Raw genomic sequence first — 13,570 nt, forward strand, 5'->3', positions numbered from 1 at the left:
ATTTATTTAACTCTAAAATCTATTTTTTGTTTAAATTAAATTTTTTAGATTTAGTAATTGACATAAATTAGATTATTGGTTACTATTATAATATAATTAAAAAAAGTCAAAAAATTTTTAAATTACGTTACAATATTTAGTATTTGTATTGTCTTTACAATTAGTCACATTACTGGCGGAAGTGGAGTTTACCACAGGGAGTGTGATTTGTAAAAAAATGCCGACCGCCTGGGCAAAATGTCCAGGTGGTATTACGCTTTTCGATGCCTTCTGGACTACTAGTAAACTATTTTTTTATTTTAAGGAGGCATTTTTTATGAAGAAAAACGTATGGCAAGGATTCCAATTAGGAAAATGGACAGAAACAATAGACGTAAGAGACTTCATACAAAAGAACTATACAATGTATGATGGAGATAAAAGTTTCTTAGCAGCTCCAACAGTTAAAACTAAGAGTTTATGGGACAAGGCAGAAGCTCTTATTATAGAAGAAATTAAAAAAGGCGTTATGGACGTTGAGACTAAGGAATTCTCTGGTATAAACAACTTTAAACCAGGATACTTAGATAAAGAAAATGAAGTAATCGTTGGATATCAAACAGATGCTCCATTAAAGAGAATAATGAACCCATTCGGTGGAATGAGAATGGTTGAGCAATCCCTTGAAGAATACGGCTTCAAAATGGATGAAGAATTAAACAAGAACTTTAAGAAATACAGAAAAACTCACAACGAAGGAGTTTTCGATGCTTATACAGAAGAAACAAGAAAAGCAAGAACAGTAGGTCTTTTAACTGGACTACCTGATGCTTATGGAAGAGGAAGAATAATAGGTGACTACAGAAGAATAGCTCTATACGGAATGGACTTCCTAATAGCACAAAAGAAGAAGGATTTAAACGAATTAAAAGGATCCTGTGATGAAACTATAAGACTTAGAGAAGAAGTTTCAATGCAACTTCGTGCTATGCAAGAATTAAAAGCAATGGCTTTATCATATGGAATAGATATATCAGCACCAGCTTCAAATGCTGTGGAAGCAGTTCAATTCGTATACTTTGGATACTTAGCTGCAGTAAAAGAAAATAACGGAGCAGCAATGTCACTAGGAAGAAACACTACTTTCTTAGATATATTCATAGAAAGAGATCTTCAAAGTGGAGCTATAACAGAAGCAGAAGCTCAAGAAATAATCGACCAGTTTGTTATAAAACTAAGAATGGTAAGACACTTAAGAACTCCTGAATACAATGACTTATTTGCAGGAGACCCTAACTGGATAACTGAATCAATCGGTGGAGTTGGAGTTAACGGAAAGTCATTGGTTACTAAAACAGCTTTCAGATTCTTACACACACTAACAAACTTAGGACCAGCACCAGAACCAAACATGACAGTACTTTGGTCAGAAAAGCTTCCTGAAGGCTTCAAGAAGTATTGTGCAGAGATGTCAATAAAGACAGACTCAATCCAATATGAAAATGATGATATAATGAGACCAATATATGGAGATGACTACGCTATAGCTTGCTGCGTATCTGCTATGGAAGTAGGTAAGAGAATGCAGTTCTTCGGAGCAAGAACAAACTTAGCAAAAGCGTTACTTTATGCTATAAATGGTGGAGTAGATGAAAAGAAAAAAGCTAAGGATGGCAGCTTAATAGAAGTAGTACCTGGAATAGAAAGAATAACTGATGAAGTTCTTGATTTCGATAAGGTAATGACTAACTACAACAAAGTATTAGACTATGTAGCTGAGTTATATGTTGATACAATGAACACAATACACTATATGCACGATAAATATGCTTATGAAGCAGGACAAATGGCTCTTCACGATACAAAGGTTAAGAGATTCATGGCATTTGGTGTAGCAGGATTATCAGTTGCAGCTGACTCTTTAAGTGCAATAAAATTTGCTAAAGTTAGACCAATAAGAAATGAAGAAGGAATAGCAGTTGACTTTGAAATAGAAGGTAACTTCCCTAAATACGGAAATGACGATGATAGAGTAGATGATATAGCAGTAGAATTAACAAAGAAATTCTCAACTGAGCTTAAGAAGCATAAGACATATAGAAATGCAGATCACTCACTATCAGTGTTAACTATAACATCAAACGTTGTTTATGGTAAGAAAACAGGATCAACTCCTGACGGAAGAAAAGCTGGAGAAGCTTTTGCACCAGGAGCAAACCCAATGCACGGAAGAGATGAGAATGGAGCTTTAGCATCACTGAATTCAGTAGCTAAAATACCATATAGAGAATACTGCCAAGACGGTGTATCAAATACATTCTCAATAATACCAGATGCACTTGGAAAAGATGAAGAAAGCAGAATAAATAACCTTGTAAACTTAATGGATGGATACTTCGCACAAAGTGCATTCCACTTAAATGTAAATGTACTTAGAAGAGAAACTCTAGTAGATGCTATGGAAAATCCAGAAAAGTATCCAACTTTAACAATAAGAGTTTCAGGATATGCTGTTCACTTCAACAGATTAACTAAAGAACAACAAAAAGAAGTTATAAGCAGAACATTCCACGAAAAAATTTAGCCCAAAAATTAAACTTTCCAATCCCCTTCCGGAAAGTTTAATTTAACCTAATAAAACCTAAAACCTAAAAATACATCCTTAAGCTATTTTGTTTAAGGGTGTATTTTTAATTTCAATAATTGAATGTCTTCTTATATGAATTATTATCTACTTGATATATAATAATAGTGATATAAAATGCAACTTTGGGAGGTTAAAGTCCTAAATGGACTTTAACGGGTAATTTGGCTAGGTAAAAGTTATAAATGAACTTTTACGGGTAACTTGTGAGCGGAAGCGAAAATCTTAAGTTACTCAGTACTCGAAGGGAAACAAGCAAAATTACCCAGTGTTCCGACTAAAAGGAGGATTCAATATGTTAAAATCAAGTCTTACATCTGAATTAGTTAAAAAGTTTACTAAAGCCTTGGAAAAAATATTGGAATATAAAAATAATGGTAAAAATGAAGAAGCACTTTCCGTAATTGATGACACTTTTAAGGAAATATTCAGACTTAGCTCTAAATTTTTCAGTTCTTTTTCAGACGAAAACTTAATGGATATGATTAAAACCGATGGAACCTTAAATGCAGATAAATGTATAATGATGGCAAAGCTTTTGGAGGAAGAGGGAGAAATCTATGAGTCCCAAGGTAATCATAACGAAGCCTTTTGTTTAGATTTAAAAGCTATAAATTTATTGTTAGAAGCATACATAAATAAGGATAACAATTGTGATCTTCAAAGCTACTTTTCAGATATAGATTTAATAATAGAAAAGATATCAGATTATAAATTGCCAATCTCACTAGAAAATAAAATACTAGATTATTATGTTAAAATTGATAAGTACGATAAAGCAGAAGATATGCTTTATGATATTCTTCAACACAATAACTTTGATAAGGACTCTATAAAAAAAGGAATTGCTTTTTATGAGCTTTTACTTACAAAAGACGATGAATCTTTAGAGAATAGTAACCTTCCTAGAGAAGAAATAAACGATTCTTTGCAACAGCTAAAAAGAAAACTATAAAGAGAATTAGACTGAAATATAACCTATGCTCCGGAATATATTTATAGTCCCTGCGCATAAGTTATATTTCTAGTTAGTTTCTCTATGCAATTCAATATTTTTTTGTTGTTTTCCTTTGAATGTTATAAACGAGCCTATTAAAATGAATGCCATTTCAATTAATGTATTAGTAGATATGCTTTCATGAAGTATTATTAAAGAAAGTATTGGGGCTAGTGCAGGTTTTATAAAAAATATAATAGACGCTGTTGACGCAGAGGTCTTTTCCATCGCAAGAAAATAGAGGAGATAACCTAGGCCAGTCACTACTACACCAAGGTAAATTATCATAAGTACATTGCCGTAATTTATTCCGTATGCAATAGGTATATTAGCAAAAATAGATACTCCATGATTCTTAGCTCCTGCTGCAACTGAGTTTATATTAGAAAAAAGCATTAATATTAACATTATCATATCTCCAGTTAAAAAAGTAAAACAGTTTAATGATAAACTTCCATATTTATCAGAACGCACCTTCCCAATCACACTATATATAGAGAAAGTTATCGCCGCCAGTATAGCAAGAATTATTCCTTTTAAATCACCATTAATATTAAAATGGTTCAGTATAAAAGCCACACCTATTAGACTAATTAATAAGGATACTATAGTATGCTTGCTTAATTGTTCTTCTAATAAAAAGTAAGCAAAAGGAACTGTAAATACAGGTTTAATTCCATTGGAAGTAATATTAAAGCTCCAATGAGAAATCTTAAGAAGTTTAATTGAAAGGGATTTATTTGATCGGAAATCATTTTTCCTGCTATCTCTATAGTACTAAAAATAAATGCTGATAACATAATATATAAATATTCTTTTTTCATAACATATTCCCCCAGTCATAAAAAAACGAAATAAAACCCCACCACGCCGTATCCTGAGCTATGTTTGAACCCGCTCTCGCAGGTGGGCATCTCCTTTTTACTTCTTGTTCTCAGGGAAAACTGCCTGAGCATCACATTCCATAAAAAGAGTCCGATTCCCATTTCAAAATTGTTGGGTCAATATAAACTCACTCTACGCACATGGTAGGAATTTTTACATTAATTATATATTTTCTTTGAGAATATTATATCATATTTTTCAGAATTTATCTATAATTCATTTAATTAAATTATTCATTTTTTTCTTCTATTATACCTATTCCTAGGTCTTTTAATTGTCCTTCATCTACAACATTAGGTGCTTCAGTTAAAGGACAGAATGCATTTTGGTTCTTAGGGAATGCTATAACATCCTTTATGTTATCTGTACCAGCAAGGAACATAACCATTCTGTCAAAACCATAAGCAAGACCGCCATGTGGTGGTGGACCAAACTTAAATGCATCTAATAAGAATCCAAACTTTTCTTGAGCCGCTTCTTTTGAATGGCCTATAACATTAAACATTTTTTCTTGAAGCTTTGTATCATGTATTCTGATACTTCCTCCTCCAAGTTCCTCACCATTTAAAACTATATCATAAGCTTTAGCTCTTACCCTTGCTAAATCAGTATCTAAATATTGAATATCTTCATCCATTGGCATAGTGAATGGATGATGTTCTGCCTGGAATCTTCCTTCTTCTTCATTATATGAGAAAAGAGGGAACTCTGTTATCCATACAAATCTAAATTCTTTATTATTTTCAAGAATTCCTAGTTCCTTTGCCATATGAAGTCTTAAAGCACCAAGACTTTGGAAAACTGTACTATTTTTATCTGCAACTATTAATATTAAATCTCCAACTTTAGCATCTATAGAATTTAAAATATTTTTAGCTTGCTCTTCTGTTAAAAACTTACTTATAGATGACTTAATTTCATCTTCTTTATAAGCTATCCATGCTAATCCCTTAGCTCCATATGTTTTTACAAATTCAACCAACTTGTCAATTTGCTTTCTTCCCATACCTGCACTGCTTCCAGCCTTTATAGCTCTTACTGATCCACCATTTGTGATTGCATCCTGGAATACTTTGAAATCTACGTCTTTAACAGCTTCAGTTAAATCATTTATTTCCATTCCAAATCTCAAATCTGGTTTATCTGAACCATACTTCTCCATAGCTATTCTATATGGCATTCTTTCTATCGGAAGTTTAACATCTACTCCTAGAATATCCTTAAAAACTCTTTGAATTAGTCTCTCATTCAATTCTATAACATCATCTTGTTGAACAAAGGATAGCTCCATGTCTATTTGAGTAAACTCTGGTTGCCTATTTGCTCTTAAATCTTCATCTCTAAAACACTTTGCTATTTGAAAGTATCTATCATAGCCTGATACCATTAACAACTGCTTAAATAGCTGTGGAGACTGTGGAAGAGCATAAAACATTCCTGGATAGTTTCTACTTGGCACAAGATAGTCTCTTGCTCCCTCTGGCGTACTCTTTGTAAGTATAGGAGTTTCCATTTCTAAAAATCCATTCTCGTCTAAGAAATCTCTTACCACTTTAGCTGCCTTATGTCTTGTCATAAGAATTCTCTGCATATCTGGTCTTCTTAAATCCAAATATCTATATTTTAATCTAACATTTTCACCAGCATCTAGGTCTTCTTTTATGTATATAGGTGGCGTCTCTGATTCTGATAATATCTTTATGGACTCACCCTTTAATTCAACCATTCCTGTAGGAATCTCTGTATTCGGAGACTCTCTTTTAACTAAGGTTCCTGTAACAGCTATACAGTATTCTGATCTTAATGAATCAGCTTTTTCAAAAGCTTCTTTGTTTATTTCCTCTCCAAATACTACTTGAAGAATTCCTGTTCTATCTCTTAAATCTACAAATATAAGTCCTCCAAGATTTCTTCTTCTTTGAACCCATCCCATAACAGTAAATTGATTATCTACATGGGATTCTCTTAATTGTCCACACATAATCGTTCTTTTAAGCCCTCTTAATGCTTCTCCCATTTTTTATTCCTCCAAATTCATAATTGATTTTAGTTGTTATTTATAAGCTCTACTATAGCATTTAAGTCGTTAAGGTTTACTTCAATTTGCTCACCATCAACCATTCTTTTAAACTTTGCTATTCCTGATTGCAATTCATCATCACCTAGAATCACAGAAAATTTAGCTTCTATTTTATTTGCATATTTCATTTCAGCCTTCACTTTTCTATTCATGTGGTCACACTCACATTTGACTCCCTTTTCTCTTAAAGAATTAACAAACCTTAAAGCTTCTATTTTAGCATCTACGCCAACTGCACCTACATATAGTTCGATATAAGCATCTTTTGGGATTTCAATTCCATGCTCTTCAAGAGTCAGAAGAGTTCTTTCTATTCCCATACCAAATCCCATTGCAGGCATAGATGGACCTCCTACTTCTTCTATAAGATAGTCATATCTTCCACCACCACAAACAGTAATGTTCTTATCTATTATTTCAAATACAGTTTTGCTATAATAATCTAATCCTCTTACTATATGTGGATCTATTTTAAACTCTATTCCTAATACCTTTAGATACTTTTGCAGACTTTCAAAGTGCTCATTACATTCATCACACAAATAATCTAAAATTATTGGAGCACCCTCTACTATTTCCTTGCAATTTTCAACTTTACAATCAAGTATTCTCATAGGATTTTTATCAAATCTTGTTTCACAAGTCTTACAAAGATTATGTAAGTTATCCTTAAGAAAAGCTTTTAAAGCATCATTATAATTCTTTCTGCATTTAGGACATCCTATGCTGTTTATGTTAAGGGTTAGCCCCTCTACTCCTAACTCTTTATAAACTCTCATAGCAAGGCTTATAACTTCTGCATCTGCTGAGGCCTCTTGTGCACCAAATATCTCTATACCAAACTGGTGATGTTCTCTAAGCCTTCCCTTTTGAACATTCTCATATCTTAACACTGGAGTGAAATAATAAAGCTTTGTTGGTTGAGATTCGTTATATAAGCTGCTTTCTACAAATGCTCTCACTGCCGGTGATGTTCCTTCCGGCTTAAGTGTTATACTTCTATCAGCTTTATCATTAAAAGTATACATTTCTTTCTGAACAACATCTGTAGTTTCACCTACTCCCCTTTCAAAAAGCTCCGTATACTCAAAAACTGGAGTTCTAATTTCTCTATATCCATAGGATGCTGCAATATTTTTAAATTTTTCTTCTAGGTAATGCCACTTATATGAGTCTCCAGGCAATACGTCTTTAGTACCCTTCGGCGCCTGTATAATCATCTTATCTCCTCCTCTGTCTCTGCAACTAAAGATATTATCCATAAAGAGTATCTAAAAGATTTAACTTTTTTTCTACCATTTCTTCTACTCTATTTATATATTCTCTAACATCTTTAACATTAGCGTGTCTCTCTATTCTATTTTCATCTAAAAATACGACTTTAGTTACCGCATCAGCACCGCAAGCTATAATGGTCTGTTTTTCTTCAATCATTTGAATATTATATAAACCTTCTTTTCCAGTCTCACAATAGCCTACGTTTTCCATATTACCTACCATATTTTTTTGTCTATACATGTAGTATGGATTTATATTTAATCTTTTGGCTAAATTTACTGTTTCCTCATACATTAAATTAAGCTCTTCCTGCTCTGGTACATGAAAATCCATCTTGTTAATAATATTTTCATGCAGCTTTGATCCTCTTTTTACTGACATACCATGAACAGTAATGCTATCTGGTGTAAGATCAAAAATTTTATCACAGGTTTTTCTTATATAGCTTAAATCTTCTCCTGGGAGTCCTACAATTATGTCCATATTTATGTTGTCTAATCCACATTGCCTTGCCAAATTAAATTTATCGATTACTTCATCTACACTATGTCTTCTACCAATTAACTTTAATGTATCATCATTCATTGTTTGTGGATTTATACTTATTCTATCTACCTTATATTTTTTCATACTTTCCAATTTGCTCATAGTTATACTATCCGGTCTACCACATTCCACTGTAAACTCTTGAACTTTATTTTCTCTGACAAAACTATTATATATATGTGCCATAATTTTTTCAAATTGTTCATCATTTATCGCTGTAGGAGTTCCCCCGCCAAAATAAACACATTCAATATCTAACTTTTTTTCTTTTATGTATCTTGCTATTTCTTCTATTTCAAAATACAAACCTTTTAAATAAGGCTCAACAACACTTTTGCAACCTTCAATTGGATTAGATGTAAATGAACAGTATAAACATCTTGTAGGGCAAAAAGGCATGCCAACATAGACACTAATTTTATTAGCATTTTCATTTATTAATTCTTTTTCAACCTTTGCAATCTTTATGCATAATTCTACTTTATCTCTTCTAGTATAAAAGTGTTTATAAAAATAGCCTACTATATATTCATCATCTTTTCCTTCATTTATTAAAGATAAGGCTATCTTGCTTGGCCTTATTCCCACTAATGTTCCCCATGGCATAATTTTGCCACTTCTCTCTGAAAAATACTTAAATATAAATTTTTTAATATTTTCTTTATGTGTTAAATCACTCTCAAAAAATCTTCTCTATGTAATTCTTCTTCTTTATCTTTTACAATAACACTTTCTTCATTAATATCAATATAAAAATCCCAATTATTATCAACAAATTCTACATCTACAGATGCATAGAATATGTTAACCATCAGGTATACATCATATCTATAGTCCATATTATTTAATTTTATACTAATTTTCATTGCTGCTTATTTATTAAGCCTCCTTTTAAATTAAAAAATGAAACTCATTCTCCTTTCGTCGAATGAGTACTCGCTGAGTAAGCGATCATCACAAAATCAGCACGCTGTGTAAGTGACTATCACCAAATCATAGATTTGGGATATCTACTTAAGATTTTGGATTCCTGCTTAATAGAGAATACTCTCCATTTTTAACGTGCATTTTACAAAAATGGGTTATGAACTCTTTCTCTCCCTATACTGCTTTGTGATCCATGCCCTGGAAATACTGTAATATTATCTGGTAATATCATAAGTTTATTTTTTATATTACTTATAATTGCATCAAAGTCTCCTCCTGCAAGATCTGTTCTTCCTATAGACCCTGCAAACAATGTATCACCTGTAAATACAACATCCTCTACCATAAAACAAATTCCACCTGGTGTATGGCCTGGCGTGTGAATACATTTGATTTCAATGTCTCCTATTTTTAAAGTATCACCTTCATTTAAGAATTTATCTACTTTTCCAATAACATTACCATAAATATATTCACCATTTTCCATCATTCTATAATCTTTTTCATTAATATAAATAGGTGCATTATACTCTTCTTGCAACTGAATTGCTGCTCCAGTATGATCTGTATGACCATGAGTTAACAATATATATTTTACTTTTGCGTCCATTTCGTTGACAGCTTTTATTAAATCCTCGGAATCTCCACCCGGATCAATTACTGCTGTTTCTTTTGTATCCTCATCCATTAGTATAAAACAATTAGCTGCATAAACTCCCGCAGGAATTCTTTTTATCTTCATAACATTCCCCTCCTGAAATTACTGACAACCTAATCTTAGGCACATGAAAATAAATATCAAGTCAAATAGACTACCATACCGGTCTTAGGCATCTTCACATGCCTTATTTCTATACAATAATTAAATGAAACTCCTTCTCCTTTTGTCGAATGAGTAAGCGACCATCACAAAATCATAGATTTTGGATGCCTGCTTAAAAGTTTTTCTTACTATCTATCATAATAGTAACAGGACCATCATTTTCTATTGTCACTTTCATATCAGCACCAAACTTTCCTGTTTCCACCTTGGAGACTTCTTGTCTGCATAGTCTCACAAATTCTTCATACATCTTTTCTGCATCATCACCACCCAAAGCTTCAATAAAACTTGGTCGGCGACCTTTTCTGCAGTCTCCATATAGGGTAAACTGTGAAACTACTAGTAATTCACCAGATATATCCATAAGTGACTTATTAAGTTTTCCATCTTCATCTTCAAATATTCTTAAATTTAATATTTTATCTTTCATGTAACTTATGTCTTCGGCTGTATCTTCTTTAGATATGCCAAGCAAAACATTTAATCCTTTTTGTATTTCTCCAATTTTCTCCCCATTTACTTCTACTTTAGAGTATTTAACTCTTTGCACTACTGCGCGCATATAATCCCCCCTTATAAGCCTTTCACATAATTAATTTTTTGTTCTATAAACATCAAGAACTCCCTTGAGTTTTTTTATCTTTTTCATTACATCCTTGAGGTCTTCAATGGCAATTATTTTTAATTTAATATTTATTAGAGCTATTCCATTCTTAGCAGGTTTAGCATTTACCGCATAAAGTGATGTTTTACTGCTACTTATTATTTCCATTGATTCAGCTAGCAGGCCTTCTCTATCTTCAGCCTTAATCTGTATTTCCGCTACATATTCAGCACCTTTTGGTCTACCCCAGCTTACTTCAACAAGTTTATTATCTTCATTTTTTAATAAGTAATCAATATTTTTACAGTCTTCTCTATGAATTGATACCCCCCTGCCTTTTGTTATATAACCAACAATCTCATCTCCCGGAACTGGATTGCAGCATTTTGCAAACCTTACAAGTACATTTGTTTCACCTTTGACAATTATACCTGGCGCTTTAACTTTTGATTTATTATTATGTTGCTTATTGTTTCTATTCAGCTGCTCTTGTATAACTCTCCATTCATTAACATCAGGTTTAGCAGACTTTGAATAAAGCTCCTTTAGTTTTCCAACTACAGTAGATGGAACAACAGCTCCTATCCCAACTGCTGCATATAAGTCATCTATAGAGTTCATGTTGTATTTTTTTAACACGCTATCCAAAATTTCACCTTTGGCAAATTCTCCAAAGTTGTATCCCTGCTTTTTAGTTTCTCTTTCTAAAAGATCCTTGCCTTTTTCAATATTTTCTTCTCTCTTGGCTCTTTTAAACCATGCTCTTATTTTGCTTTTAGCCTGATTACTCTTAACAAGACTCAACCAATCTATACTAGGTCCCTTTGGAGTACTAGATGCAAGTATTTCAACAATCTCTCCCGTTTTAAGGTGATATTCCAGTGGAACCATCTTTCCATTTACCTTTGCACCAACACATCTGTTTCCTATATCAGTATGAATCTTATATGCAAAGTCTATAGGCGTAGCATCATTAGGTAAATTTATTACACTACCCTTAGGTGTAAATACAAATACCTCATCTGAAAATAAATCTATTTTAAAACCTTCCATAAATTCTTCTGCATCAGAGGTCTCTCTTTGCCATTCAAGAATTTCTCTAAGCCATGTAAGTTTCTTATCTATATCTTCAGCATTTTCAACGCCTTCTTTATATTTCCAGTGAGCTGCTATACCATATTCTGCTGTTTTATGCATTTCAAAAGTTCTAATCTGTATCTCAAAAGGTTTACCCTGCGGCCCTATTACTGTTGAGTGAAGAGATTGGTACATGTTAGGTTTAGGCATAGCGATATAGTCTTTAAATCTTCCCGGTATAGGTTTATATATAGTATGAACTATTCCTAGAACTGCATAGCAATCCTTAACGGTATCAACAAGTATTCTAAATGCAGTTAAATCAAATATTTGATCAATAGTTCTATTCTTCTTAACCATTTTTCTATATATGCTGTAAAAATGTTTCGGCCTTCCATCTATATCTGATGGTATTCCTGACTTATCAAGACTTTCTCTAAGCTGATTTAATACCAAATGTATATAGTTCTCTCTTTCAACTCTTTTTTCAGCTATTTTTCTTACTATAAAGTAGTATTCATTTGGATTCATGTATCTAAATGCCAGGTCTTCTAATTCCCACTTTATTTTAAACATACCTAATCTGTGCGCAAGTGGAGCATAAATATCAAAGGTTTCCTTTGCCTTCTCTTTTTGCTTTTCTACAGGCATGTATTTTAAAGTTCTCATATTGTGAAGTCTATCTGCTAACTTGATTAGTATTACCCTAATATCCTTAGCCATAGCAAGCAACATTTTTCTTACATTATCCGCCTGCTGCTCTTCTTTTGTCTTGTATTTTATCTTTCCGAGTTTGGTTACACCTTCTACAAGGTTTGCAACTTCCTCGCTAAATTCTTTGCTTATTTCTTCATGAGTATAATTTGTATCTTCTATTACATCATGCAGTAGTCCTGCTGTAATGGTGCTGGTATCCATGCCCATATCTGCCAATATGCCTGCTACTTCTACTGGATGCATTATATATGGCTCACCTGATTCACGCCTTTGATCCTTATGTGCATCATAGGCAAGATTATATGCTTTTTTTACCATATCTTTATCTATATTACTGCAATTTTTATCAATTTTTTCCATTAATTTTACCAGCATACTACTACTCCCTTAAAATCAATGGCTGGTTTTGTTAACCAGCCATTATTTTTTATTACTATTATATTATATACTGTAGAAACTTGCAATTTTAAATTTGATACGCTTAAATGTCATATTGAACTAGAGATTTTATATTGTAGTTTTTTAATTTTTCTCTTCCGTTTAGCTCTGTTAACTCCATTACAAAATCTATAGATACAACTTCTCCTCCAACTTGTTCTACAAGTTTTGCAACGGAAGATATAGTTCCTCCAGTAGCCAACAAATCGTCTACTATTGCAACTCTTTGTCCTGGTTTTATTGCATCCTTATGTATTTCTAGTTCATCACTGCCATACTCTAGATCGTAACTCATGCTTATAGTATCGTAAGGAAGCTTTCCTTTCTTTCTTACTGGTATAAAACCTACACATAGAGCATAAGCTACTGGCGCTCCAAATAAAAATCCTCTAGCTTCAGGACCAATAACAACATCTATGTTTTTATCCTTTAAATTTTCTGCTATTTTGTCGATTGTATATTTATATGCATTACCATCCTGTAATATTGTAGTCACATCTTTAAAGCTTATACCTTCCTTTGGAAATCCTTCTATCACTCTTATTTTTTCCTTTAAATCCACTTGTATTCCCCCT

At 32.6% G+C, this 13,570-nt stretch carries 10 protein-coding genes, 1 other RNA gene, 1 pseudogene and 1 riboswitch; of the genes and pseudogenes, 2 read left to right on the plus strand and 10 right to left on the minus strand.

All coding sequences use genetic code 11. The features are described 5' to 3' along the window. The first annotated feature begins 158 nt into the window (after nt 1-158). Nucleotides 159-241, plus strand: a riboswitch (ZMP/ZTP riboswitch). Nucleotides 242-316: 75 nt separating this feature from the next. Then, nucleotides 317-2,563, plus strand: a complete 2,247-nt coding sequence (pflB, locus tag RCG18_RS03080; RefSeq protein ID WP_308039971.1) for a formate C-acetyltransferase — start codon at nt 317-319, stop codon at nt 2,561-2,563. A gap of 355 nt (nt 2,564-2,918) precedes the next feature. Beyond that, nucleotides 2,919-3,578, plus strand: a complete 660-nt coding sequence (locus RCG18_RS03085) for a DUF6483 family protein (protein ID WP_308039972.1) — start codon at nt 2,919-2,921, stop codon at nt 3,576-3,578. 69 nt (nt 3,579-3,647) lie between these two features. Here RCG18_RS03085 and RCG18_RS03090 read toward each other — a convergent pair whose 3' ends face one another. The 10 genes and pseudogenes from RCG18_RS03090 to RCG18_RS03135 all read right to left on the minus strand — a co-directional run bounded on the left by RCG18_RS03090 (nt 3,648) and on the right by RCG18_RS03135 (nt 13,557). Further along, nucleotides 3,648-4,199 (minus strand): DMT family transporter, encoded by a 552-nt coding sequence (locus RCG18_RS03090; RefSeq protein WP_308039973.1) that lies wholly within the window; start codon nt 4,197-4,199, stop codon nt 3,648-3,650. Between the two features lie 53 nt (nt 4,200-4,252). Next, on the minus strand, nt 4,253-4,444 hold the full coding sequence (locus RCG18_RS03095) for an EamA family transporter (RefSeq protein WP_308039974.1): 192 nt from the start codon (nt 4,442-4,444) through the stop codon (nt 4,253-4,255). 31 nt (nt 4,445-4,475) lie between these two features. Continuing rightward, a non-coding RNA gene (ssrS, locus tag RCG18_RS03100) (6S RNA) lies at nt 4,476-4,658 on the minus strand. A 76-nt stretch (nt 4,659-4,734) separates the two neighbouring features. After that, the gene (aspS, locus tag RCG18_RS03105) at nt 4,735-6,522 is read right to left on the minus strand and encodes an aspartate--tRNA ligase (protein ID WP_308039975.1); all 1,788 of its coding nucleotides are present in this window, start codon (nt 6,520-6,522) and stop codon (nt 4,735-4,737) included. Nucleotides 6,523-6,551: 29 nt separating this feature from the next. Further along, a complete protein-coding gene (gene hisS, locus RCG18_RS03110) occupies nt 6,552-7,805 on the minus strand; it encodes a histidine--tRNA ligase (RefSeq protein WP_308039976.1) in 1,254 nt (417 codons plus the stop codon). 34 nt (nt 7,806-7,839) lie between these two features. Beyond that, nucleotides 7,840-9,275: pseudogene (locus RCG18_RS03115) on the minus strand (coproporphyrinogen III oxidase). A 203-nt stretch (nt 9,276-9,478) separates the two neighbouring features. Next, on the minus strand, nt 9,479-10,078 hold the full coding sequence (locus RCG18_RS03120) for an MBL fold metallo-hydrolase (protein ID WP_308039977.1): 600 nt from the start codon (nt 10,076-10,078) through the stop codon (nt 9,479-9,481). 193 nt (nt 10,079-10,271) lie between these two features. Beyond that, complete coding sequence (gene dtd / locus RCG18_RS03125) at nt 10,272-10,721, minus strand: D-aminoacyl-tRNA deacylase (RefSeq protein WP_308039978.1); 450 nt, start codon at nt 10,719-10,721, stop codon at nt 10,272-10,274. 30 nt (nt 10,722-10,751) lie between these two features. After that, the gene (locus tag RCG18_RS03130; RefSeq protein ID WP_308039979.1) at nt 10,752-12,932 is read right to left on the minus strand and encodes a bifunctional (p)ppGpp synthetase/guanosine-3',5'-bis(diphosphate) 3'-pyrophosphohydrolase; all 2,181 of its coding nucleotides are present in this window, start codon (nt 12,930-12,932) and stop codon (nt 10,752-10,754) included. Nucleotides 12,933-13,038: 106 nt separating this feature from the next. After that, nucleotides 13,039-13,557 carry an adenine phosphoribosyltransferase gene (locus RCG18_RS03135; RefSeq protein WP_308039980.1) on the minus strand — a complete coding sequence of 173 codons (519 nt, stop codon included), beginning with the start codon at nt 13,555-13,557 and terminating at the stop codon, nt 13,039-13,041. Nucleotides 13,558-13,570 lie beyond the last annotated feature (13 nt).

The organism is Clostridium sp. OS1-26 (assembly GCF_030915445.1).
Taxonomy (GTDB): domain Bacteria; phylum Bacillota; class Clostridia; order Clostridiales; family Clostridiaceae; genus Clostridium_AM.

What these genes read in the sequence shown, in the direction of transcription:
- RCG18_RS03085 (WP_308039972.1), top strand. Translation starts at nt 2,919, where the DNA reads ATGTTAAAATCAAGTCTTACATCTGAATTAGTTAAAAAGTTTACTAAA.
- aspS (WP_308039975.1), bottom strand. Translation starts at nt 6,522, where the DNA reads ATGGGAGAAGCATTAAGAGGGCTTAAAAGAACGATTATGTGTGGACAA.
- RCG18_RS03120 (WP_308039977.1), bottom strand. Translation starts at nt 10,078, where the DNA reads ATGAAGATAAAAAGAATTCCTGCGGGAGTTTATGCAGCTAATTGTTTT.
- dtd (WP_308039978.1), bottom strand. Translation starts at nt 10,721, where the DNA reads ATGCGCGCAGTAGTGCAAAGAGTTAAATACTCTAAAGTAGAAGTAAAT.
- hisS (WP_308039976.1), bottom strand. Translation starts at nt 7,805, where the DNA reads ATGATTATACAGGCGCCGAAGGGTACTAAAGACGTATTGCCTGGAGAC.
- pflB (WP_308039971.1), top strand. Translation starts at nt 317, where the DNA reads ATGAAGAAAAACGTATGGCAAGGATTCCAATTAGGAAAATGGACAGAA.
- RCG18_RS03130 (WP_308039979.1), bottom strand. Translation starts at nt 12,932, where the DNA reads ATGCTGGTAAAATTAATGGAAAAAATTGATAAAAATTGCAGTAATATA.
- RCG18_RS03095 (WP_308039974.1), bottom strand. Translation starts at nt 4,444, where the DNA reads ATGAAAAAAGAATATTTATATATTATGTTATCAGCATTTATTTTTAGT.